The 24,248-nt window shown below is 65.7% G+C and carries 14 protein-coding genes and 3 pseudogenes; 9 read left to right on the top strand and 8 right to left on the bottom strand.

Going from position 1 to position 24,248, the window contains the following annotated elements; translation table 11 throughout:
* Positions 1 to 99 precede the first annotated feature (99 nt).
* Positions 100 to 1,116, bottom strand: a complete 1,017-nt coding sequence (locus M1B34_RS22005) for an AraC family transcriptional regulator (RefSeq protein ID WP_268261853.1) — start codon at positions 1,114 to 1,116, stop codon at positions 100 to 102.
* A 173-nt stretch (positions 1,117 to 1,289) separates the two neighbouring features.
* Between M1B34_RS22005 and M1B34_RS22000 the strand changes: the two genes are divergently transcribed.
* Positions 1,290 to 2,141, top strand: a complete 852-nt coding sequence (locus M1B34_RS22000) for a 3-hydroxybutyryl-CoA dehydrogenase (protein WP_268261854.1) — start codon at positions 1,290 to 1,292, stop codon at positions 2,139 to 2,141.
* Complete coding sequence (locus tag M1B34_RS21995) at positions 2,134 to 2,730, top strand: TetR/AcrR family transcriptional regulator (protein ID WP_123331180.1); 597 nt, start codon at positions 2,134 to 2,136, stop codon at positions 2,728 to 2,730. Before M1B34_RS22000 ends, M1B34_RS21995 begins: the two co-directional genes overlap by 8 nt.
* A gap of 3 nt (positions 2,731 to 2,733) precedes the next feature.
* On the opposite strand, the gene M1B34_RS21990 is transcribed toward M1B34_RS21995, so the two are convergent.
* Together M1B34_RS21990 and M1B34_RS21985 are read right to left on the bottom strand one after the other, a co-directional pair.
* Complete coding sequence (locus M1B34_RS21990) at positions 2,734 to 3,369, bottom strand: response regulator transcription factor (protein WP_123331177.1); 636 nt, start codon at positions 3,367 to 3,369, stop codon at positions 2,734 to 2,736.
* On the bottom strand, positions 3,366 to 5,255 hold the full coding sequence (locus tag M1B34_RS21985; protein WP_268266211.1) for a PAS domain-containing sensor histidine kinase: 1,890 nt from the start codon (positions 5,253 to 5,255) through the stop codon (positions 3,366 to 3,368). Before M1B34_RS21985 ends, M1B34_RS21990 begins: the two co-directional genes overlap by 4 nt.
* Positions 5,256 to 5,569: 314 nt before the next feature.
* On the opposite strand from M1B34_RS21985, the gene M1B34_RS21980 reads away from it, so the two are divergent.
* The 3 genes from M1B34_RS21980 to M1B34_RS21970 all read left to right on the top strand — a co-directional run bounded on the left by M1B34_RS21980 (position 5,570) and on the right by M1B34_RS21970 (position 9,694).
* On the top strand, positions 5,570 to 7,192 hold the full coding sequence (locus tag M1B34_RS21980; RefSeq protein WP_268266210.1) for an acyl-CoA synthetase: 1,623 nt from the start codon (positions 5,570 to 5,572) through the stop codon (positions 7,190 to 7,192).
* 189 nt (positions 7,193 to 7,381) lie between these two features.
* Positions 7,382 to 9,154, top strand: coding sequence for an acyl-CoA dehydrogenase C-terminal domain-containing protein (locus tag M1B34_RS21975; RefSeq protein ID WP_268266209.1), 1,773 nt, complete (start codon positions 7,382 to 7,384; stop codon positions 9,152 to 9,154).
* Positions 9,155 to 9,325: 171 nt separating this feature from the next.
* The gene (locus M1B34_RS21970; RefSeq protein WP_268266208.1) at positions 9,326 to 9,694 is read left to right on the top strand and encodes a hypothetical protein; all 369 of its coding nucleotides are present in this window, start codon (positions 9,326 to 9,328) and stop codon (positions 9,692 to 9,694) included.
* Between the two features lie 6 nt (positions 9,695 to 9,700).
* On the opposite strand, the gene M1B34_RS21965 is transcribed toward M1B34_RS21970, so the two are convergent.
* From M1B34_RS21965 to M1B34_RS21945, 5 genes and pseudogenes are all read right to left on the bottom strand, one after another.
* On the bottom strand, positions 9,701 to 11,128 hold the full coding sequence (locus tag M1B34_RS21965) for a sigma-54-dependent transcriptional regulator (protein WP_268266207.1): 1,428 nt from the start codon (positions 11,126 to 11,128) through the stop codon (positions 9,701 to 9,703).
* On the bottom strand, positions 11,097 to 12,587 hold the full coding sequence (locus M1B34_RS21960; RefSeq protein WP_268266206.1) for a sensor histidine kinase: 1,491 nt from the start codon (positions 12,585 to 12,587) through the stop codon (positions 11,097 to 11,099). The genes M1B34_RS21965 and M1B34_RS21960 overlap by 32 nt, the downstream gene beginning before the upstream one ends.
* A 104-nt stretch (positions 12,588 to 12,691) precedes the next feature.
* Positions 12,692 to 13,777, bottom strand: coding sequence for an SCO family protein (locus M1B34_RS21955; protein ID WP_268266205.1), 1,086 nt, complete (start codon positions 13,775 to 13,777; stop codon positions 12,692 to 12,694).
* Positions 13,774 to 16,571: pseudogene (locus M1B34_RS21950) on the bottom strand (multicopper oxidase domain-containing protein). Before M1B34_RS21950 ends, M1B34_RS21955 begins: the two are co-directional and overlap by 4 nt.
* Before the next feature lie 172 nt (positions 16,572 to 16,743).
* The gene (locus M1B34_RS21945; protein ID WP_268266233.1) at positions 16,744 to 18,198 is read right to left on the bottom strand and encodes a sensor histidine kinase; all 1,455 of its coding nucleotides are present in this window, start codon (positions 18,196 to 18,198) and stop codon (positions 16,744 to 16,746) included.
* A gap of 265 nt (positions 18,199 to 18,463) precedes the next feature.
* Here M1B34_RS21945 and M1B34_RS21940 point away from each other — a divergent pair.
* The 4 genes and pseudogenes from M1B34_RS21940 to M1B34_RS21925 all read left to right on the top strand — a co-directional run bounded on the left by M1B34_RS21940 (position 18,464) and on the right by M1B34_RS21925 (position 24,079).
* A pseudogene (locus tag M1B34_RS21940) lies at positions 18,464 to 19,809 on the top strand (hypothetical protein).
* A gap of 35 nt (positions 19,810 to 19,844) precedes the next feature.
* Positions 19,845 to 22,076 (top strand): Ig-like domain-containing protein, encoded by a 2,232-nt coding sequence (locus M1B34_RS21935; protein ID WP_268266204.1) that lies wholly within the window; start codon positions 19,845 to 19,847, stop codon positions 22,074 to 22,076.
* Positions 22,077 to 22,139: 63 nt separating this feature from the next.
* A complete protein-coding gene (locus tag M1B34_RS21930) occupies positions 22,140 to 22,613 on the top strand; it encodes a curlin (protein WP_268266203.1) in 474 nt (157 codons plus the stop codon).
* 24 nt (positions 22,614 to 22,637) lie between these two features.
* Positions 22,638 to 24,079: pseudogene (locus M1B34_RS21925) on the top strand (curlin).
* Positions 24,080 to 24,248 lie beyond the last annotated feature (169 nt).

Below are 24,248 nucleotides of genomic sequence, written 5' to 3'. Positions count from 1 at the left end.
AGGAGCCGGCTTGCCGGCGATGGCGGCTTCAGGGCCCCATCGCTGGCAAGCCAGCTCCCACACGAGCCAGCCCGTGACGCTCTGCGTCATGGCCCCCGGCTAACGCGGGGCGGGCTGGAAGCGCGCGCGGTAGCGGCCGGGGCTTTCGCCGGTCCATTTCTTGAAGGCGCGGTGGAAGGCGCTGGGCTCCTGGAAGCCGGTGCGTTCGGCAATCTCGACGATGCTGCTGCCACTGCGACGCAGCAGGTCCACCGCCAACCCTCGGCGCACCTCGTCCTTGATTTCCTGGAAGGAACACCCCTCGCGCTCCAGGCGCCGTCGGCAGGTGCTGGGGCTGATCTGCACCTCGGCGGCAAAGGCCTCCAGGGTCGGCCACTGGCTGTAATGGCTCTGGCGCAGACGCTGATACACCTGGGTCGCCAACCCGTGCTGGTTGCGAAAACGAATCACCAGCCACTGCGGCGCACTGCGCAAAAAGACTTTCAGCGAGGCCAGATCCTGCACCACCGGCAAACGCAGAAACCGGCTGGCAAACTCGATTTCCGTGCGCCCGGCGGCAAAGGTCAGGTTCGGCCCCCACAGCAGCGGATCGTCACTCAGGGCCGGCCGCCCATGGCGAAAGTCCGCCCGGTCGATGGCTATCCGCCGCCCGCCCAACCAGCACAGCAAGCTGATGATCAGCACCAGGAAGGTTTCTTCGCCATAGCGCCCGCTGTCTGGGTCGCCGGCCCGGCTGTCGAGGCTGATCACCGCGCGCTTGCCGCGCACACTGAAGCTGCCGCTAAAGTCGCGCAGGAACAGGCTGAAATTGGCCAGGCACTGGCGCAGGGCTTTTTCCAGGGTGGGTTCCTGGATCAGCCCTCGGCAGATCAGGGCGAAACTGCCCGGCGGCATGCCATGGGAATCGAGCTGGAAAAACTCGTCCTGCAATTGCCGAATCTGGATCAGCCACAACGCTGCAAAGGCGCTGGCCGGCACCCGCGCCAACGGGTCCTGCAGCAGTGCCGGTTCGATGCCCGCCTCGGCCAGCACCGCCGCCAGGCGCTCGGGCTGATCACGCATGGCGTGGGTCATCACCTGGACGAAATAGACCGCGACCGAATCCTTTTCCCGCATCAAGGTTGGGCTCTCTAGTGGCTGTGGACATGGCAAAAAACGCCAGCGCGGTTGACCGCTTTCGGCATAGGCGCCAAGCGTCGGCGGGCTCTAGACTCGGCCCCCATACAGCGCATTGCCTGGCGAAAGCGCCATGCTCTGCGAAGGCGTCGAACAAAGGAAGAGCGTTGAAGATGAATCTGCACACTATCGCGGTTATCGGGGCCGGCACCATGGGCAACGGCATCGCCCAGGTCTGTGCCCAGGCGGGCATCAACGTGACCCTGCTGGACATCTCCGAAGGTGCCCTGGACAAGGCCCTGGCCACCGTGGCCAAGAACCTCGACCGCCAAGTGGCCAAGGACACCCTGAGCGAGGCGCAAAAAAACGCCGCCCTGGCGCTGATCCGCACCAGCACCGATTACAGCGCCCTGCGTGACGTGCAACTGGTGATCGAAGCCGCCACTGAAAACCTCGACCTCAAGCTGCGGGTGCTGCAACAGATCGCCGCCCAGGTCAGCCCGGAGTGCGTGATCGCCTCTAACACCTCATCGCTGTCGATCACCCAATTGGCCGCCAGCGTCAGCCAGCCCGAGCGTTTTATCGGCCTGCACTTCTTCAACCCGGTGCCGGTGATGGGCCTGATTGAGGTGATCCGCGGCCTGCAGACCAGCGACGGGACCCACGCCTTGGCCCTGGACCTGGCCCAACGCCTGGGCAAAACCGCAATCACCGCCGGCAACCGCCCGGGCTTCGTGGTCAACCGCATCCTGGTGCCGATGATCAACGAGGCGATCCTGGTGTTCCAGGAAGGCCTGGCCAGCGCCGAGGACATCGACGCCGGCATGCGCCTGGGCTGCAACCAGCCCATCGGCCCCCTGGCCCTGGCCGACCTGATCGGCCTCGACACCCTGCTGGCGATCCTCCAAGCCTTCTACGACGGCTTCAACGACAGCAAATACCGCCCCGCGCCGCTGCTCAAGGAAATGGTCGCCGCCGGCTACCTGGGCCGCAAGACCGGACGAGGCTTCCATACCTATGGCTGAGCGCTGCTCACGCTTTGCCGAAAGCCGCGACAAGGCCCTGGAGCTGTTCGCCAGCAAGGGCTTTGGCCAGGTCGGCATGCGTGAGCTGGCCAGCCACCTGGGCCTGACCCCGGGTTCGCTGTACCACCATTACCCGAGCAAACAGCACCTGTTGCTGGACCTGATCGAAGAGTTCTACGACGAACTGCACAGCACCCTCAAGCGCCTGCAGCGGCGCAAGCGGCAAGGCGACTGCCTGCCGGCGCTGATCCGCGCCCACCTCAAGCTGCACCGGGAACTGCCGCGGCATTTCCGTTTGGTGGAGCGCGACAGCGGCTGCCTGAACCCCGACCAGCAAGCGCGGGTCGAGCAGTTGCGCCAAGGCTACGAACAGCAACTGCTGGACCTTCTGCACACCCCGCCCGACCTTGGCGAAGGCGCACGACGGGCCACCGGCCATGCGCTGGCCAACCTGTTGAACAGCGCCCCCAGTTGGTTCAATGGGCAATCCCTGGCCGAACGGGAGCGGGAAACCCTGCTGGAAAACCTGCTGACCGGGGCCATCGAGCGCCTGTTGGCCGGCGCTCCAGTGCGCAGTGCGGTGGCCTGAGCCTCAGCGCAGTTGCAGCGGGTCCACCAGGCCGGCGGCGATGGCCATGCCCACCAGTTCCGGCAGGTGCTCGGCCTGCATGCGCTTCATCACCCGTGAGCGATACAGGTCGATGGTCTTGACGCTGACCCCCAACTGCTCGGCAATGTCCCGATTGGTGTAGCCCTGCACCAGCGGCAGCAACACGTCCTTCTCCCGTGGCGTCAGGCTCTCCAGCAAGCCGTGTACCCGGGCCTGCCCGGCGCTCTGGCTCTGGTGGCGGTCGGCACGGCTCAAGGCCTGCTGCACGCTGTCCAGCAACAGCTGTTCGTTGTAGGGCTTTTCGATGAAGTCCACTGCCCCGGCCTTGAACGCCCGGACCACGATGGGCACGTCGGCGTGGCCACTGACAAAGATCAGCGGCAACTGGATATCGCGCTGGCGCAGTTCCTCCTGGACATTCAAGCCGCCCATGCCGGGCATGCGCACATCCAGCAGCACGCAGGCATTGAGGCTGGGGTCGCAGTGTTCGAGAAACGCCCGGCCACTGGTGAAAGGCAGCGCCTTGAGGCCCACCGACTCCAGCAGCCAGACGGTGGAGTCGAGCATGCCCGGGTCGTCGTCGACCACGTACACCACCTGCTGCGCCATGGGGGTCATTGCCTTGCTCCTGTTGTTGGGTGGGACGTTGAATCGGGGTCGGCCGGGGCGCTGGCCGGTAGCCGACAGCACATCGTCAAGCCACGGTCCTGGGGCTGGGCCTGCAAGTCGCCGCCGAAACCTTCGACGATGCTGCGACTCATGGACAGCCCCAACCCCAGGCCGTTGGCCTTGCTGGTGAAGAACGGGGTGAACAACTGCGGCAACTGCTCGACGGACACCCCGGGGCCCTGGTCGCTGACGTTGACCTGCACCCCGCCCCCGGCAGCCGCCTCGGCCCCCAGAACGATGCGGGAGGCCTGCTGCGGATGCACCTCGCGATTGGCCTCGATGGCGTTGCGCAGCAGGTTCAGCAACACCTGCTCCAGCAGCACCCGGTCGGCGTACACCGGCGGCAGATTATCCGCCAGGCGCAGCTCGATCGTCACCTGGCAGGCCTGGGCCTCCCAGGCACACAGGCGCACGGTTTCCCGGGCCACGTCGGCCATGTCCAGGGCCTGGACCTGGCGCCTGCCCTTGCGCAGAAAAGCGCGCAAACGCTTGATCACTTCGGCGGCGTGGGTCGCCTGTTCGGCGATCCGCTCCAGGCCCTGGGCGACCTTGCGGGCCGCCTCGGGCTGAGTGTCCAGGTTCTGCAAATAGCGCTGGCTGGCGTTGGCGTAATTGACCACCGCCGCCAACGGCTGGTTGATCTCGTGGGCGATGCCCGAGGCCAGTTCACCCAGGGTCACCAGGCGCGCGGTGTGGGCCAGTTCGTCCTGGTGATGGCGCTGCTGGGCCTCGCGCAATTCACGCTCGCTCTGGTCATGGGCCACCAGGGAATAGAAGCGCTCGCCACTGGCGGCGCGATGGGCCAGGAGCATCAGCGACACCGGCACCGAGGCGCCGCCGGCCGGGGGTTGCAGGCGCGCCTCGATGCTCCAGCGGCCGCTGCGCTCAGCGCGCTCCCAACCCTCCCGTTGCAAGCGGCCCAGCACCTCTTGGCTAAGGATCGCGACCAGCTCGGGCATCGGCTGCTCGGCCCCCAGGCCCAGGGTGTGCCGGGCGGCCGGGTTGAGGTAGGTCACCGCGCCGCCCGGCTGGATAAACAGCACCGGGTCGGGATTGGCCTCCACCACTTCCGCCAGCCGCCGTTTGTTCTCTTCAGCCTGGACCCGGGCGGTGATGTCCCGGGACACCGCCACCACTTCCACCACGGTGCCGGTGTAGGTGTCGCGGATCCCCCGGCAGGCGGTCTCGAACCACAGGTAATGGCCGTCGCGATGGCGGATGCGGTACGTCATGGTGTGGTAGCCGTCCTGCTCCAGGGCATCCTGGGTGCGCTGCATCAGCCCGGCCAGGTCCTGGCTGTGGAACAGGCTGCGGGCCAGCAGGCCACGCAGTTCTTCGGGCCAATAGCCGAGCAGGGTCCAGGAGGCCGGCGAGGCGTCGAGAAAGCTGCCGTCCGGGGTGTGCCGGGAAATCAGGTCGGTGGTGTTTTCGGTGATCAGCCGGTACAGGCGCCGCGCCTTGGCTGACTCACGCTCGGCCAGGACCTGGGTCGTGGCCTCTTGGCAGCGGGCCAATACCCGTTGCCGGTGCGGGTCAGGGATAAAGGTCCAGAGCAGGATCCGCTCGCCCCACTGGGCCTCCACCTGTTCGATGGCCCGCTGCTGCTCCAGGCAGGCCCGCACCAGGGCTGGGTGATTGACCGGCAGCAGCGCCGCGACCTCGCCGCTGGTCGCGCCCTCAAGCCATTGGCGCAAGGCTGGATTGAGGTCCAGCGGCCGCGCTTCGGCGTCCAGCAACAGGCTGGGTTGCGGGTCATGGCCAAGCCAGGGTGAGTCCGGCAAGCGGCCTTCGCGCTGCAGGTGCAGCCAGCGGCTCAAGTGGGTGGAGCTGGGCATGGTCGATCAACCTGTGGGCCAAAACAGTGAATTATTCGTATAGTACAAATACTATACAACTCAGGTATTACTTCCATATCAATCGACAAACAGTATATAAAAGACCCCGGATAAGTCACCGAGCTTTCGCTGGGTGTGCTGCGTACCTGCCTGTAGGGCACGCCTGACCGTAGGCGCTGGCTTGCCAGCGAAGGGGCCCGTGAGATCGCCTTCGCCGGCAAGCCGGCTCCTACAGTGGGTACCCCAGGTACACAGCACACGCCATCCAAGCCTCGGCCAATAGAGCTAATAATCAGCCACCGGGTACCCGAACCATGTCCATCTACGAGCAAGGCCTGGCGCCGACTGCCGTCAACCATATCGCCCTCTCCCCCTTGAGCTTCATCGAGCGTACCGCTGCGGTTTACCCCGATTACCCGGCGGTGATCCACGGTTCGATCCGTCGCACCTGGGCCCAGACCTACCGCCGCTGCCGGCGCCTGGCCTCGGCCCTGGCCGGACGCGGCATCGGCAAGAACGACACCGTGGCGGTGATGCTGCCGAACATCCCGGCGATGCTCGAAGCGCACTTCGGCGTGCCGATGATCGGCGCCGTGCTCAATGCCCTCAACGTGCGCCTGGACGCCGAGGCCATCGCCTTTATGCTGGCCCACGGCGAAGCCAAGGTGCTGATCGCCGACCGCGAATTCTCCGAGGTGATCCACGCTGCCGTGGCCATGCTCGACCACCCGCCCCTGGTGATCGACCTGGACGACCCGGAATACGGCGAAGGCCAGCCAGTCAGCGACCTGGACTACGAGGCCTTTCTTGCCGAGGGCGATCCCGAGTTTGCCTGGCAGTGGCCGGATGACGAGTGGCAGGCCATCGCCCTCAACTACACCTCGGGCACCACCGGCAACCCCAAGGGCGTGGTCTACCACCACCGCGGCGCCTACCTCAATGCCCTGGGCAACCAGATGACCTGGGCCATGGGCAACCACCCGGTGTACCTGTGGACCCTGCCAATGTTCCACTGCAACGGCTGGTGCTACCCCTGGACCGTCACCGCCCTGGCCGGGGTGCATGTGTTTTTGCGCCGGGTCGATCCGCAGAAGATCCTCAACCTGATTCGCGAGCATCAGGTCACCCACCTGTGCGGCGCGCCCATCGTGCTCAATGCCCTGGTGAACATGCCGGAGTCGGCCAAGGCCGCCATCGACCACCCGGTCAACGCCATGGTGGCCGGGGCCGCGCCGCCGGCCAAGGTGATCGGTGCGGTGGAAGAAATGGGCATCAAGGTGACCCACGTCTACGGCCTGACCGAGGTCTATGGCCCGGTGACCCTGTGCGCCTGGCACGCGGCCTGGGACGAGTTGCCCCTGGAGCAGCGGGCGCAGATCAAGTCACGCCAGGGCGTGCGCTACCCCACGCTGGAAGGGGTGATGGTGGCCGACCCGAAAACCCTTGAACCGACACCGCGGGACGGCCAGACCATCGGCGAGATCTTCATGCGCGGCAACACCGTGATGAAGGGTTACCTGAAGAACCCCAGCGCCACCGCCGAGGCCTTCGAGGGCGGCTGGTTCCACACCGGCGACCTGGGGGTGACCCACCCGGACGGCTACATTGAGATCCGCGACCGGCTCAAGGACATCATCATTTCCGGCGGTGAGAACATCTCCACCATCGAGCTGGAAGGCGTGCTCTATCGCCACCCGGCGGTGCTGGAAGCGGCCGTGGTGGCCCGGCCCGACGAAAAATGGGGCGAGACACCCTGCGCCTTCATTACCCTCAAGGCCGATCACCAGGAGGTGCGCGAAGCGGACATCATCGCCTTCTGCCGAGAGCACTTGGCGGGCTTCAAAGTGCCGCGCACCGTGGTGTTCAGCCAATTACCCAAGACCTCCACCGGCAAGATCCAGAAATTCGTCCTGCGCGACATGGCGAAAAACCTCTAGCCTGCATACACGCCCCTGTAGGAGCTGGCTGGCCGGCGATGGTGTCCACCCGTGCGACGCCAGGCTTATGGGCCCCTTCGCCGACAAGCGGAGCGCCGCCCGGCCGGCTCCTACCAGGTGGCGAGGTCTGCGTTTTTTATTCACGCGGCCACGGCCGCTCAACCTCCCCTTTTGCCCGAGGTTCCTGCAATGCCCGAATTCAACGCTCCGCTGCGTGATATGCGCTTCGTTCTGCATGAGGTGTTCAACGCGCCCAAGCTCTGGGCCCGTTTGCCGGCCCTGGCCGACACCGTGGACGCCGACACCGCCGATGCGATTCTCGAAGAGGCAGCCAAGGTCACCGCCAACCTGATCGCCCCGCTCAACCGCAGCGGCGACGAGGAAGGCGCGCAGTGGCAGGCCGGCCAGGTCAGCACGCCGCAAGGCTTCAAAGAGGCCTACAGCACCTACATCCAGGGCGGCTGGGTCGGCCTCAGCGGCAACCCGGCCTACGGCGGCATGGGCATGCCGAAGATGCTCGCGGTGCAGTTCGAAGAAATGCTCTATGCCGCCAACTCCAGCTTCGCCCTGTATTCGGCCCTGAGTTCCGGGGCCTGCCTGGCCATCGACGCCCACGCCAGTGAAGCCCTCAAGGCGCTGTACCTGCCGCCGATGTACGAAGGCCGTTGGGCCGGCTCCATGTGCCTGACCGAGGCCCACGCCGGCACCGACCTGGGGATTATCCGCACCCGCGCCGAACCCCAGGCCGACGGCAGCTACCGCATCAGCGGCAGCAAGATCTTCATCACCGGCGGCGAGCAGGACCTGACCGAAAACATCATCCACCTGGTGCTGGCCAAGCTGCCGGACGCCCCCGCCGGGCCCAAGGGCATCTCGCTGTTCCTGGTGCCGAAAATCCTGGTGGACCAGGACGGCGCCCTGGGCGCGGCCAACGCCGTAGGCTGCGGTTCCATCGAACACAAGATGGGCATCAAGGCCTCGGCCACCTGCGTAATGAACTTCGACGGCGCCACCGGCTGGCTGATCGGCGAGGCCAACAAGGGCCTGGCGGCGATGTTCACCATGATGAATTACGAGCGCCTGTCGATCGGCATCCAGGGCATCGGTTGCGCCGAAACCTCCTACCAGAACGCCCGCACCTACGCCCGGGAACGGCTGCAAAGCCGCTCCCCGGCCGGCGCCGTGGCCAAGGACAAGGTGGCCGATCCGATCATCGTCCACCCCGATGTGCGGCGCATGCTGCTCAGCATGAAAGCCATGACCGAAGGCGGCCGCGCCTTTGCCAGCTACGTGGGACAACAACTGGACCTGGCCAAATTCGCCGACCAGCCTCAGGAGCGGCACAACGCCGAAGCCCTGGTGGCGCTGCTGACCCCGGTGGCCAAGGCGTTTTTCACCGACACCGGCCTGGACAGCTGCGTGCACGGCCAGCAAGTGTTTGGCGGCCACGGCTACATCCGCGAATGGGGCCAGGAACAACTGGTGCGCGACGTGCGCATCGCGCAGATCTACGAAGGCACCAACGGCATCCAGGCCCTGGATTTGCTGGGGCGCAAAGTGGTGGGCAACGGCGGCGTGGCCCTGCGCCTGTTCACCGGGGAAATCCGCGACTACGCCCAGCAGGCCGGCGCGGCCTACAGCAGCAAGTTGCTGGACGCGGTGCAGCGCCTGGAAAGCCTCAGCGACTGGCTGCAGGAACAGGCACGCCTCAACCCCCACGCCATTGGCAGCGCCTGTGTGGAATACCTGCACCTGTTCGGCTACGTGGCCTATGCCTACCTGTGGGCGCGCATGGCCCAGGTCGCCGAACAACAGCGGAGTGCCGACCCGGCGTTTTACGGCGCCAAGCAGGCCACCGCGCGGTTCTACTTCAGCCGTTTGCTGCCGCGCATCCTCAGCCTGGAACAGAGCATCCGCGCGGGCAGTGACCCTTTGTTCGAGCTGGACGCCGAGCAGTTCTGAGGCGTCGACGGCACACCCGCCGGATGATCGGCGATGGCGGCTTCAACCCCGCCCTCGCCGGCATCCGGGCAGGCATGGCTGCACCGGCCAGCGGATATCCCGGGGCCTCAGCGCCAGCCTGCTAAATTGGTGATCTCGCCTGTGCCGCAGGGAACCCTGCAAAGGTGCGCCATGATTCGTCTTGATCCGAAGCTGCTGGCCCTGCTCTGCTGCCTGGGGTTCGCCGCCACCGGCCACGCCGCCGAAGCCCGTTACGACAGCCCCGACTACAGCCTGCCGCCGATTTTCTCGGACCCCGAGCCCCAGCCCCTGGGCTCGGCACCGCCCCAACCCTACGAACCCGCGATGCCCGAGAACTTCGTGGTGATCAGCGAGCCCCATGACTTCGCCAACTCCCGGGTGCCGGTGCTGGCCGACCAGCAATTGCGGGTGTTTATCCGCACCTACGACCGCCAGCGCGGGGTTTACGTCGACAGCGAAGTGCCGGACCCCAGTTGCATGCTCACCTGTCGCCGCCGCGAGGCCCAGTTGAACCCGTAGCGCCGCCTACCACTGACGTTTATCGGGGCGCATCAGGCCCAGTTTTTCGATCCGGTAGCGCAGCATGTCGCGGCTCAGGCCCAGTAACCGCGCGGACTTGGTGACGTTCCAGTCGGTGCGGTCCAGGGTCTTGCGCACCATGTCGCGCTCCACTTCGGGCAGGTTCATGCTGTCCATCTCGTTGTACACCGGCCGTGGCTCGGCAAAGGCCACTTCGCGCTGGGGCAGCGGTTCGTCCACCAGGCCGTAGCAGACATTGAGCTGGCTGGCGGCAATCACCTCGCTCGGCGCCAGCAGCACGGTCTGCTCCAGCATGTTGCGCAGTTCGCGCACGTTGCCCGGCCAACTGTAGGCCAGCATCAGGTCCTCGGCCTGGCTGCTGAAGCGCAGGTTGGGCTTGCCGTAGCGCTTGCCGTGCTGGGCCAGGAAGTGCCGGGCCAGCAACAGGATGTCGGAACCCCGGGCCTGCAGGCGCGGCACCTTGATGGCGATGATGCGCAAGCGGAAGAACAGGTCGCGGCGGAACTTGCCCTGCTGGACCATCTGTTCCAGGTTGCAGTTGGTGGCGCTGATGATCCGCAGATCGACCTTGCGCTCCTTCACCGAACCCACCCGGCGAATGGTCCGGTCCTCCAGCAGCTTGAGCAGCTTGGCCTGGAGCAGCAGGTCCATCTCCCCCACTTCATCGAGGAACAGGGTGCCGCCGTCGGCCGCCTCCACCAGCCCCAGGCGGCGGTCCTTGGCGTCGGTGAAGGCGCCTTTTTCATGGCCGAACAGCTCCGATTCCAGCAGGTTGGCAGGGATCGACGCGCAGTTGAATTCGATAAACGGCCCCTTGCTCCGCGGGCCGTCGAAATGCAGGGCACGGGCCACCAGTTCCTTGCCGGTGCCGGTGTCGCCTTCCACCAGCACCGGCGGCAAGTCGCTGTTGGGCATGCGCCGTTCAGCGGCCAGCAACTGGCCGATGGTGCCCTTGAGGTCGAGCATCGCCGACGAGTCGCCGATCAACGCCTGGACCCCGGACTTCTGCGCCTCGCGCTCCTGGTAGAACGACAGGGTGCGCTCCAGACGGTCGGTGGCCAGGGCCTTGTCCAGCAGCAGCTTGAGTTCCGGCAGCGCCACGGGCTTGGTCACGTAATGGAAGGCGCCCTCTTTCATCGCCACCACCGCGTCCTCGATGTTGCCGTAGCCGGTCATCATGATCACTTTCAGATCCGGCGCGCTGATGCGCAGCTTCTGGATCAGGTCGTGACCGCTCATGCCCGGCAGCGAGTTGTCGGTCAGCACCACGTCCGGCGCGCAGCTTTCCAACTGCTCCAGGGCGTCTTCCACACAATGGCAGACGTTGACCTCGAAGCCCTTGCGTTGCAGATAGGTCTGGATGTTCTCGGCGAGGATTTCATCATCCTCCACCAGCAGTATGCTGTGCTCCATATTCCCCTCCCGATGCCACTTTGAAGTTCAGACAGACACGGGTTCCTTCCTGCTCGCGGCTGGTCAGTTCGACCGAGCCGTCAAAGCGTTCCATGATGCGTTTGACCAACGCCAAGCCCACTCCCAGCCCGCCCTGCTTGGTGGTGAAAAAGGGCTTGAAGACCATCTGCTGCTGTTGCGCGGTCATGCCTTTACCGCTGTCGTTGAGCACCATCAGCAAGCGCCCTCCAGCCTGGGGTTCGATGTCGATGGTCAGGGTGCCGCCCTTGGGCATGGCTTCCAGGGCGTTGGCGAACAGACTATTGAGAATCTGCGTCAGCAGCACCTGCTGGCTGACCACCGGCGGGAAGCCCTGGGGCGTGAAGCGCACCTGGACCCCGGAGCGCTTGATCTGCGGTTCGAAGGCATTCAGGGTATCGTCGATGACCAGCACCAGGTCCACCGCTTCATGCTCGTCGTTCACCGGCCGCAGCGACACCAGCAGCTCGCGCACCCAGCGCGACATGCGATCGACCTGATTGATGATGTCGCCGATGTTTTTCTGCGCCGGCTGGCTGGCCACTTCCTGGGCCAGCTCGGCGCTGGAGCGGATGGTCGCCAACGGGTTGCGCAGGCTGTGGGCCACCGCCGAGGACATCTCCCCCAACGCGACGAAGGTTTCATTGGTGATCAGTTGTTTCTCCTGGCTCTGCAGCATCTGCGCGGCGCGCCGCACGATCCAGAACAGGCCGCCGTAGATCAGCGCGCCGCCTAGCAGGGTCGCCAGCCAGATCAGCTTGAAGCCGCGCTGGATGCGTTGCACCAGGTCGGCCGGCTCCTTGTAGATTTCCACCATGGCCATGACCTTGCTCTGGTCGGCGTTGAACATGGGGATGTAGTTCTCGATAAACAGGTACTGGGGCTCGCGCAGCAGTTGCTGCTCGGGGCGCTCCTCGTCGATCTGGTGGTAGCTGGAGGACACCGGCACCTTCATCTCGAACGACTCGTCGAGTTCGTCATCGTCGACGATGCGCACGCCGATCAACTCCGGATTGGTGGACCAGATCACCGTGCGGTCCAAGGCATACACGGTGGCCAGGAGAATGTCCGGCAGGTGCTCCACGTGATCGAGGAACTCATTGCGCGCCGCCGCGCGCCACAGCGGGTCGACGTCCGGGTAGGCCTCGTCCTGCCGTGGGTCCAGCAGCTCGCCCATGGTCCGGTTGGGGCTGATGGCCGCGTGGCGCACCTCGGCCGCGCCAATCGCCTGGATGAACTGAGCGGTAAGCAAGGCATCGCGCTCGATGCTCTCGGTGACCACAAAGCGGGTGGAGATATACCCCAAGCCCAGGGCCACGGCGCCAATGATGAAAAAGCTCACCACGGAAAACCAGCGCAGCAGGTTGAAGCGTCCATGCCAGCGATGCAGCGCGGCCGTCGGCGACGGCGTGGCTCCTTGTTCGGTCTTGAGCATCTGCATGGGAGGCGTTCCTCGATGCTTTTGGTAAAACCTTATAGTTCACCCCGTTCACCCGCGTCGGACGGATTGTGAACGGCGCGACCGCCTGTAATGCCATTTTGCCGCTACTGCACCCCAGCCGCTCCCGGCCCACCGGGATCGGGCCGCGTTCCACCGCCCCCGGCCCCCGTGGCCATAGCACCGACCGACGGTTGCTGGCGCTGGCTCTCGGCCTGGAGAAAATCCAGGATCGCCGTCACCGAAGTGTCGTCCAGCCGCAGGTTGGGCATGGGCACCCGGTTGTAGCGGGCGAACAACTCCACGGCCAGCGGGTCCTGCTCCTTGAGCAAGCGGTCGGGCTCCTTGATCCAGCGCCGCAGCCAATCCGGGTCGCGCTGGCCGGTCACCCCCAGCAGGTCCGGGCCGATATCACGCAGGCCCAGGCCCTGGCCGTCTTGCGGCCCCAGGCTGTGACAGGAGGCGCAGCGGGTGCGGAACAATTCCTCGCCAGTGCTCGGCGGGCGGATCTGCGGCGCATCGGCGTAGCTCTGTTCGGTGCTGGGCTCTTTCCAGTTGTGCAAGGTGTTGGCCAATTGGTCGGCGAGGATCCATGGGTTCTCGAAGGGCGAGGCCTTCATCCAGCGGCCGCTGGCCTGGTTGCCGATGATCAGGCTGAGGTTGTGGTCCTTGTTGCGGCCGTTGTCCACACCCTCGATAAACAGCCCGAGCTTGTGCCGCAATTCGGTGATCTGCTCGACGTCGCCGGTGAGAAAACGCCAGCCCGGCCCGACCTTGAAGCGCTCGGCGTACTGCTTGAGCACCGCCGGCGTGTCGGACAGCGGGTCAATGCTGATGGAGTAGAAAAAGATGTCCTGGCCCACCCGTTCCCCCAGCAGCTTCTGCACCTGGCGCAGGCGCGCGGTTTCCAGGGGGCAGGAGTCGCCGCAGCCGGTGAAGATGAAGTTGATCACCACCACCTTGCCGGCGATCAGGTCGTCGAAAAAGCGCAGGGTCTGGCCGTCCTGGTCGGTCAGCAGGGTGTTGGGAAAGTAGTCCCGCCCCCAGGGCGTGGCGCTGCCGACGGGCGGCGCCGCAGCGGATGGACGCTGGGCGCTGCTGAGCAGGCAGAGCATCAGGAGCAGCACCAGAGTCAGGCCCAGGAGCCCCCCCGGTGCCCGGTCCAGGGCCATGGCCGAACGTTGGCCACTCATGGCTTCACGGTGACTTGCGGGCCCAGGCCGTCGCCGCTGCGGAAGGTCGGCAGCGCCGCAGAGTTGACGTAGCGCACGCCATCCCAGCTCGGCAAGGGGGTGGGCATCAACTGCAACTGCCCGGGTTTCTCCAGGTCCCAGCGCAGCAGCATGGAGTTGTCCTCGTGCTGGGTGTTGTGACAGTGCTCCATGTAGGTCCCGGCGAACTCACGGAAGTTGATCGCCAGTTCGACGCTGTCCAGGCCGTCGGCTTCGGAGCCGATGCGATAGACGTCCTTGCGCGCCCATTTTTCCCATTCCGGCGGAGCCTTGCCGCCACGGCTGAGGATGATGCCCTCCTCGAAGTGCACGTGCACCGGGTGGCTCCAGCCCTTGCCGCCGGCCTTGATGTTCCACACTTCCAGGGTGCCGAAGCCGGACCAACCGGCGTCCGTGGGGCCGTTGGCCAACTGGGTGGAGGCGTTCAGGCGCCGAGGGTCCATGTGGTAGCCGAAACCGCCGTCGGTCTTGACCGTCCAGGGCGCCGCGTCAGTGCCGTCGGAGCGTCCGAAGACAAAGGTCCGGTGCCGGGCCTTGGCCAGCAGCGCCATGTCGGCGGCGTTGGCCCGATGGATCTTCAGCGGGATCATCACCTTGCCCTCGGCCTTGCCCGGCTTGGCCGGTTCGTAGTCTGCCGGGTTCATGGCCAGGTCCTGGCCGGTGTAGGCCTTGACGTTGAACTGCAGCAACTTGCCCACCGCCGGGTCGCCCTTGTCCCACATCGGGCCCTTGCTGGTCTGCTTGATCACCGCCAGGTATTTCTCCGAGAGCACATCGGCCAGGGGAATCGGCTCGATGGGTCCCTTGCCATCGGCATGGGCCTGCAGGTTGATGACGAACAGCTTGTCGCCCGGCTTGATGCCGTTCTTGGCGAAATTGACGATCAGGTCGAAGCGCTCGGCAATGCCCTGGGTCGGCAGGATGGCGTTGTGGTTCTGCTTATCGCCGTCGGCGTCCAGGTCCATGCTGCCGTCGAACGGCACCGCGTGTTCCATCAGGTTGCCGTCGTTGGCGATCATGTGGAACGGCACCCGGCTGTAGCTCAGGCCCGAGCCCTTGGGCCCGGGAAACTCGCCACTGCTGCCCTTGATTTCGCGCACCAGGGCCAGCTTGAAGTAGCGCGACACCGAACCGTTGAGGATGCGCAGCCGATAGCTGCGGGCACGCACGTCAAGGAAGGGTTTGTACTGCCAGTTGACCAGCACCTGGTCACCGAGGAAGCCGTCGGTGTTGAAGGGGTTGAACCACAGTTGGCCATCCTGATCCCAGGCCTTGTCGGCGAACACCAGGTTGACGTCGTAGTCGCGGTTGCCCCAGGGCAAGGCGTTGCCGCTGGGCAGGCGCAGGTTGACGCCGTCATTCACCGACTCGTTGCCGCGGTCCAGGGCGCTGTAGTAGTTCATCATCGCCGCGTTGCCCTTGTAGACGTTCTGCGCGGTGAAATCGAGCATGTGGTCGTGAAACCAGTGGGTGCTCATGGTCTCGCGCCAGTCGCCGCGGATCTTGATGCTGCCGTTGTCGCAGGTCTTGCGCCCGGGGTTGGTGTCGTTGACCCACAGGGTTTCCCCCGGGGCGCAAGGAAACGCCGCACGCGGGTCCTGGGCGCTGGTGTTGATGCTGTCGTAGCCGGCCAACTGGATCGGCCAGCGGTAGTCGTAATACTGCCCGGGGAAGAAAAAGGCGTTGGCATAACCGTCGCTTTCCGCCGGGGCATGGCCGTTGTGCTCGTGGGTGCTGATGGTGTGCAGGCCGAAGCCCTTGTTGGCGACGGGTCGATGGGCAGGCCGTTGTAATGGCGCATCAGCACCGGCTGGCCGTAACGCACCATCAACAGCTTGGGCGGCAGGGTGCCGTCGAAGGTCCACACCGAGTTGTGGTTCTGCACCGGCATATTGGGGTGGAAGCGCGGGTCCACGCCCTTAGCCGTGCCATCGGTGACCGGCACCCCGGCGACGTTGTGGTACAGGCCACCAGGGCCAAACTCACCCAGGGCGTAGCCGTGCATCTGCCGAGCGTCACGCAGGCCGCGATTGATCCGCACCCCGGTCTGCACGGTCTTGTAGGCCGCCTGGGGGTAGAACTCGTTCCAGCGCTGGTGCGACCAGCCTTTTCCCGGTGGCCGGCCTTCCGCCGACGAGCCGATGCGCCGGTTGAGAAAGTACTCGATCTGCGCCTGCCAGGGGTTGCGGTCCACCACGTTGGAGAACTGGCTGGGGAACGGCGTCAGCCCAGGCTGGCGCAGGAAGGCATCCAGGGCCGCACTGGGCGGCGCGCTGCGGGCGGCGCTGTTGGGGTCTTGCTCGGGTGCCGGGCCAATCGCCGCAGGCGGAAATGCCAGGGGCGCGGCAGGGGTCGCAGGGTCGAGTTTTTCCGGGCCGAATTCCTCGAACAGCAGCAGTTGCTGACTGAACGGCTGGGCGCCGAACATCGGGCTGGGCCGGCCATTGGTGGGGTAGTTGAAACTGGTCTGCTGCTGCAGCGGCACGCTGTTTTCCGTGCGCGTCACGTCTTTGCTGCCCTTGACCCCATCCGGCAGGTCAAGGGCGTCTTCGTTGGCCTCCGGGGCCAGCAGGATGGCGTTCAGGGCCGCCGGTTTATCCGCCGGCTCATCCTGGAAGGCCGATGGGTCGGACGGTTCCGGCTGATTGACGTCGTCGATGGGGCTGGCACGAACGCCGCTGGTGGCGAGGGTCATCGCCAGAAACACGCTCAACGGCGTCAGCCTGCCGAGGGGGTTGCGCAGGGTGCTGTTCATCATTGGCCGCCTCACAGTCTGAAAAGGGGTAAAGGCTCTTGAGCAATTACCTCGCCAGACTTGTAACGGCATTTTACAAAGATGAATTTCAGTTATTAATCAATTGCTTATAAAAGCATTGAGAGCGCCCGGTATTCACGACTGGGGAATGGCACCCGGAACCGGGGACAGTTCACACCCGATTTTCGGGGACACGCTTGAAGGTCAGGTGCACGCAGGTGCCCTGCCCCTCGACGCTGCCCAGGGCGACCCCACCGCCGAAGCGCTCCATGATCCGCTTGACCAGCACCAAGCCCACCCCCAACCCACCCTGCTTGGTGGTGAAGAACGGGCGGAAGGCCATGCGCCGCTGCTCTTCGCTCATGCCCTTGCCGTTGTCACTGAGGGTCAGGCTGACCTTGTGCTCGTCCAGGGACTGCAGCTCGATGTTCAAGGTGCCTTCACGGCCCATGGCTTCCAGGGCATTGGCCAGCAGGCTGTTGAGAATCTGCTTGAGCTGCACCGGCTGGCTGAGCACCAGGGGCGTGAGCGACGGTTTGAAACAGACCCGGGTGGCAGAGCGGGCGATCTGCACTTCAAAGCTCGCCAGGCTGTCGTGGATCGCCGCCACCAGGTTCACCGGCTCCGGGTCGTCGGTCAGCGGCCGCAAGGATTGCAGCAGTTCACGCACCCAGTTCGACATGCGGTCGACCTGACTGATGATGTCGTTGATGTTCTTGTGTGCCGCGCCGCTGTCGAACTCCAGGGCCAGCTCGGCGCTGGAACGAATGGTCGCCAGGGGGTTGCGCAGGCTGTGGGCCACCGCCGAGGACATCTCCCCCAGGGCGACAAAGGTTTCGTTGGTCACCAGTTGCTTCTGCTGGGTCGCCAGCAGGATCGCGGCACGCCGCACAATCCAGTACAGCCCCAGGTAAATCAGGCCGCCGCCCAGGGCCGTGGCCACCCAGATCAGCACCAGGCCGCGCTGCATGCGGTTGATCAGGTCCCGGGGCTCCTTGTAGATCTCCACCATGGCGGTGACGTTGCGCCCGTCGGCATCGAACAGCGGGATGTAGTTCTCGATAAACAGCATGTTCGGCGGCGTGATGAACTTCTGTTCCATGCGCGCCTTGTCGACGTTGTGGTAACTGGCCGAAACCGGAATCTTCTCGCTGAAGGCGCGGTCCAGGTCTTCATCGGCGTGGATCTGGGTGCCGATCAGGGCCGGGTTGGTGGACCAGATCACCGTGCGGTCGGGGGCATAGATATTGGCCAGCAGCACGTCCGGCAGGTGCTCGATATGGTCAAGGAACTCACCTCGGGCCGCCGCCCGGGCCAGGGGGTCGACCTCGGGAAAGTCGCTGTCCTGGCGCGGGTCGAGCAAGTCGCCCATGCCCCGTACATTGGGGATCGAGACATGGCGCACTTCGGCCGAGGCAATGGCCTGGATGAACTGGGCAGTGAGCAAGGCATCGCGCTCGACGCTTTCCTGGATCACGAAACGCGTGGACACCGCCCCCAACGCCACAGCCACGGTGCCGATGATCCCCAGGCTGATCAGGGAGAACCAGCGCAGCAAATTGAACGGCTCGCCAGGGCGAGCCGCGGTCGCGGTGCCTTGTGGCTGCGGCGGCGTGTTCAGGGGCATGTTCATGGTGGCCAGCTCTCGAGATTGCCTATTGGGTTATAGCCCAAGCCGGGCCCTTTGCCATCACCGCCCGGCGCCCCCCACCTGCCCCCAATCCTGGGGGTTGTGGCCCGTTGCCAAGGGCCGGCCCAGCCCGGCGCTCGCCGAGACAACGCGTCTATTACGGGCCTTGCGGGGTGTTTTCCGAGCTTTGGTATGGAAGTTGCCGAAGTCCCCCCAACTGACCCATCCCCCCGGGGCAGGTCGATTGCCAGAGGGCCCACCCATGCACTCTTTACTGTCAAAAACCGCATCTGCGCTGGTCCTGGCCAGCCTCGCCCAGGGACCGCTGCAGGCGGCCCTGTTCGCCGTCGACCCCGGTCCCTACCTGGCCGGCAACGGCTCGTTTGCCGCCTGGTACCAGGACAGCCACGGTCGAGTCCTGGATCTATGCCTGTCAAAAAACCTCAGCTCGCGGGTTCCCGGGGCCGCCGGTGCACCGTCCTACATGTGCGCGCTGCTGCCGGCCCCGGGGGTCTATGACGACAACCAACCGCTGGTCTTTCCCACCAATTTTCCCGACGAAGCGTTCTGGTTTACCGCCGACGCCGCCATCGTCGATGCGGCCCGTGGCATCAACCTGTCCTACGGCACCGCCATCGAGGCGGCGTTCAGCGGCGGGTTGCCGGCCGACAACGAGCAGATCAGCTTTGCCCGGGTGCGGATTCGCGTCGATGTGCCCACCGCCGGCACCTACGTGGTAACTCACCCATACGGGGTCGACGTGTTCAACGTCACCACCGCCGGGCGCCGGGCCATCAACATGACCCGGGACATCGGCATCGGCTCGGCGAAAACCTACGACGGCGCCCTGCGCGGCGATGTCGGGCCGTTCCTGCGCAGCGTCAACGGGCCCTATGCCGAGATCAACCCGCAGACCGGCGCCAGCGAACAGTTCATCGGCGACCCGAACCTTGAAGAAGCGGTCACCGGCAGCCCGTTCAACACCAACTACCTGCGCATCGAAGGGCCCAACGGCCTGGACCTGCGCACCACCCTGTTCGCCGTGTCCGGCAAGCTGTCGGCGGTGGTCCGGCCCACACCGCTGATCACCCAGCGCAGCACCTACTCGCGGCAACCCGGCAGCAGTGCGCCGGTGGCCCAACAGGACGTGTTCGCCCTGGCCCCGCCGCCCCCCGCCACAGTGACCCTGAGCAGCGCCACGCCGGCCCTGTCCCTGACCGAGGCCGACACCACTGGCAACTGGTATGTGCAGTCGTCGGCCAACCCGACCCTGCCCAGCACTTTGCAGGTCACCGCCGACAACCACCTGGCCATCGCCACCAGCACCCCCACCACCCTGCCCATGGCCCTGACCGACCTGGTGGTGATCCAGCGGGCCGAGTACAGCTTGAGTTCCGGACAACTGACCCTGGTGGCCTCCACCAGCGACGAAACCTCACCCCCGGTGCTGACCGCGACCTCGGTCAGCGGCACGGCGATCGGCGCCCTGAGCGGTAGCGGCGCCGTGAAAACCCTGGCCACCGGCCTCTCGCCGATCCCGCCGCCAAGGTCAAGGTGACCTCGTCCAACGGCGGCAGCGATATCGAAGAAGTGGTCATCCTGCCATGACTCGCCCACGGCCCGGATACCCATCAGGAGGCATCATGAATACTTGGCCACGCCTGGCGCTCAACGCCCTGGGACTGACTCTCTCGCTGTCCGGCAGCGCCTTTGCCACCCTCGACGCCGTCGACCCCGGCCCCTACACCGCCGCCACTGGACGTTTCCCCATGTGGTACCGGGACACCAATCAGCTGTCCATGGAACTGTGCCAGTCCCGGGCCGCCAGCTCGCGGGTGGCGCCCAGCGTGCCGCCGGCCTACATGTGCACCCTGCTGCCGGAACCGGACATCTTCGACGACACCCAACCCATGGTCTTCCCCGACAACTGGCCGCCGGAAGCATTCTGGTTCCTCGCAGAAACCAGCATCCCTGCGGTGGGCAACAGCGGTTATGAACTGGACGCCTACGTCGCCGGGATCGAAGCTGCGTTCGCCTCCGAAAACCCCGTGGACGGTGACCAGCAGAGCTTTGCGCGGATCCGCATCCGCATCTCGGTGCCGGTGGCCGGCACCTACACCGTGACCCACCCCTATGGCGTCGAGACCTTCAACGTCACCACCCCCGGGCGGCGGGCCATCAACATGACCCGGGACATCGGCATCGGCGCCCCGGGCAACTTCAGCGGCGCCGTGGCCGGAGACATCGGGCCCTTCCTGCGCAGCCTCAACGGGCCCTACACCGAGGTCAACCCGGACACCGGCGCGGTGGAAACCTACGTCGGCGACCCGAACCTCACCGAACCCGTGACCGGCAGCCCCAACGGCACCAACTTCATCCGCATCCAGGGCCCGGCCGGCACCCTGGAGACCAGCCTGTTCAACGTGTCTGGCAAGGTCCTCGACAACCGGGCCCAGACCCCGGTGGACATCGGCCGCACCAGCTACCGCCGGACGTCCGCCGGCACCCGCCTGGAGGTGTTCGCCAATGCCGGCGTCGGTGCCAGCCTGTGCTTTCGCGAGACCGTGGCCCTGGTGCCCGGCACCCCGCCTTCGCCCTGCCTGACCCCGCTCACGGGTGACAACAATGGGCTGTTCTTCGCCCAGCACCTGATCAATGGCGCGCCACCGCCGGTGGTGGTGGTCACCGCCAGCAACCCGGGGGGCAGCACCCGGCCGACCTCGGCCTCAAGCAAGCTCACCGACCTGGTGAAAATCCAGACCGCGCGCTACAGCTGGAGCAACCAGAGCCTGCTGATCGAAGCCAGCTCCAGCGATGAAGTGCTGGTGCCGGACATGGTCGCCCAGGGTTACGGTCGGCTGTCCAAGGTCGGCACCCTGCAACGCCTCACCGTGGCCGGCCTGACCCAGCCACCCGCCAGCGTCACGGTCAAATCCGCCGCCGGCGGCAGCGACAGCGAACCGGTGGTGGTGGTCGGTACGGCGCCCAACATCGGCCCGAACCAGGCGCCGATCGCCGTGGCCGACAGCGGCAGCACCAGCTTCGGGGTGCCCATCACCCTCAACCTGCTGAGCAACGACAGTGACCCGGACGGCAATACGCCGCTGGCCATCACCGCCCTGACGCAGCCGGCCAGCGGGCTTGGCTCGGTGACCCTGAACGGCACCACCTCGGTGGTCTACACCCCGCCGGCCGTGGTCAATACGCCGCTGGTGGCGACCTTCACCTACAAGGCCCAAGACATCAAAGGCCTGGCCTCCACGGCCGCCACGGTGACGGTCAACATCGCGCCCAACCGGCCACCGGTGGCGGTCAATGACAGCGCAGCGACCCTGGGTGTGGCCCTGTCGATCAACGTGCTGGCCAACGACACCGATCCGGAAGCCAACGTGCCCCTGGCCGTCGCCAGCCTGACCCAGCCACCGGCCGGGCGCGGCACCGTGGCCAACAACGGCACGGCGATCACCTACACCCCGCCGGCAACCGTGACCACGGCCTTCACCACCAGCTTCACCTACATCGCCCGGGACGCTTTCGGCGCCCTTTCCACCCCAGCCACGGTGACGGTGCAAGTCTCGCCAAGGCCGGTGGCGGAAACCTTCACGGTGACCACCGCAACGGTCCAGGCGCGCTCCAACAACCGCTTCAACTGGGACTTTGCCGGCACCTCGTCAGTGACCACCGGCAACACCGTGACCATCCAGGTGACCACCCCCAGCGGCGTGGTGACCCTGGGCAGCACCACGGTGCCGGTGACCGGACGCTGGCGGCTGCAGGTGAACAACACCACCGCGATCGTGCCGTCGGCCAACCCCACCGCGACCCTGCGCACCTCCCAGGGGACCCAGCGCACGGTACCGGTCACGTCCCTCTGAGCCCTGGCCCCGCCGGCTGACTGCCGGCGGGGCCAGCCCAGCGTCCCGATCAAGGAGCCTGCCATGCATGCCCTGATGAGCCCCGCCCTGCTGTGCCTGATGTTGCTGGCCGGTGTGTCCTGTGGGGCAGCCCGGGCCGACGACCTGATGGACAACGACGACCTGGTGCAGGGCGCCGACCTCGGTGAACTGCCCGCGCTGACCGCCGGCCAGCAGGCCCTGGTGCTGCAGAACGGCCAGGCCAACCAGGCGCGGGTGCAGCAGGACGGTCAGTCGCTGCTGGGACGCATCGTGCAGTCGGGGAGCAACCAGGAAGCCTACATCCTGCAAAGCGGCAACGACCTGATGGCCCTGATCAACCAGCAGGGCTACGGCAACAGCGCCGCCATTACCCAGAGCGGCAGCGGCAACCGCGCCGAGATTTCCCAGAACGGCAATAACAACAACGCCAGCATCGATCAGGCCGGCTCGGGGCTGCAAAGCGCCGTGATTCAGTCAGGCAACGGTATGAGCGTTTCGGTTCAGCAGTATCGCTAAGCCAAACCCCTTGGAGGTCACACCATGTTCAGCTTGAAACCCCTCGCCGCCGCCATCCTGGTGGTGATCAGCGCCCAGGCCCTGGCGGACGACAGCCTGTCCACCCAGGACCAGAGCGGCACGGCCAATATCGGTGACGTGCAACAGTTCAGCGCCCCCCAGAGCAGCGCCGTGCAGGTGCAGCAAGGTGAAGGCAATGACGCAGCGGCGCTGCAAGACAACGCCACCGCCAGCATCCAGCAGTTGCAAGGCGGCGAGTACAACGCCGGGTACGCCGAGCAGTTGTTCGAGAGCACCAGCCACATCGACCAGCAACAGGCCGGCAGCTTCAACACGGCCCATGCCAGCCAGTCTGTGGGCCAGAACAACCTGGTGCAGCAACAGCAGCAAGGCAGCGGCAACTTCTCCTTCGTCTATCAGGAATCCCAGTCAGGCAGCCAGGGCAAGACCCTGCAGTTCGGCGACGGCAACGAGGCGAATATCGAGCAACTGGCCGAAGGCATGGCCAACAACGCGATGGTCATGCAGTTCGGCAACCTCAACTACGGCACCGCGGAGCAGATCGGCCACGTCAACGGGCAGATCGGCGTGTACCAGGCCGGTGACGGCAACTACGCCTACAGCCAGCAGAGCGCCGGCCTGGGGGGCGAGGTGGCGATCAACCAAAGTGGGCACTACAACGCCACCGAGGTCTGGCAAGACGGCCAGACCGCGAGCCTGGCCACCCTCCAGCAGTACGGCACCAGCAACGAAGGGGTGATCGACCAGAGCTTCGGCGCCGACAACGTCGCCCACGTGCTGCAAAGCGGCGACCAGAACCTGGTGTATGCCGACCAGTACCAATCCACCGCCTCGGCCCTGGCGCTCTACCAGAGCGGCAGCGGCAACGTGCATTACACCTACCAGAGTGGCACCCAGCACAGCCTCAGCGCCCAAGCCAGCGGCACCGGCAACAAGGTCTACGCCAGCAACTGGAAAGGCCCGCAGAGCGGTGGCCAGTTTGGCACGGCCCAGCGTGCCGTGATCCAACAGGCAGGCGAACAGAACGTGGCCAACCTGACCCAGGATGGCGTCGGCCAACAGTTGCAACTGAACCAGAACGGCGCCGGCAACCAGGCCAGCACTAGCCAGGCTGACAGCTACAACGAGCTGTATTTCGAGCAGAACGGCAGCGACAACCTGCTGGTGGCCGACCAGCGCGGCACCGCCAACCTGGCCCAGGGCAGCAGCAACGGCAGCGGCAACAGCGTCGAGTTCAATCAGGAAGGCAGCGACAACCGGGCGTACACCTCCCAGCAAGGCGACGGCAACCAGATCAGCGTCAAGCAGGCCGACAACCTGAACCTGGCCTATGTCACCCAGGCGGGCACCGGCAACATCGCCAGCGTCGACCAGGGCGCCAGGCCCAGACCGCGGTGGTGCAACAGTTCGGCTCGGCCAACCAGGCCAGCGTCATCCAGCAATAACCCCGAGCTCCCCTTGGACCGTGGCGCCCCCGTGCACCACGGTCTTTTTTTGCCTGGCCGTTATGCGCCGGGTGGCTACGGGTGATGGCGTGGATGTAGGAGCTGGCTTGCCAGCGATCGCGTATTTGTAGGCAGCGCAGGGCTTGAGGCCCCCATCGCCGGCAAGCCG

The sequence above is a fragment of the Pseudomonas morbosilactucae genome, from assembly GCF_023241715.1.
GTDB lineage: Bacteria > Pseudomonadota > Gammaproteobacteria > Pseudomonadales > Pseudomonadaceae > Aquipseudomonas > Aquipseudomonas morbosilactucae.
This window is presented reverse-complemented; position numbering and strand designations above follow the sequence as displayed.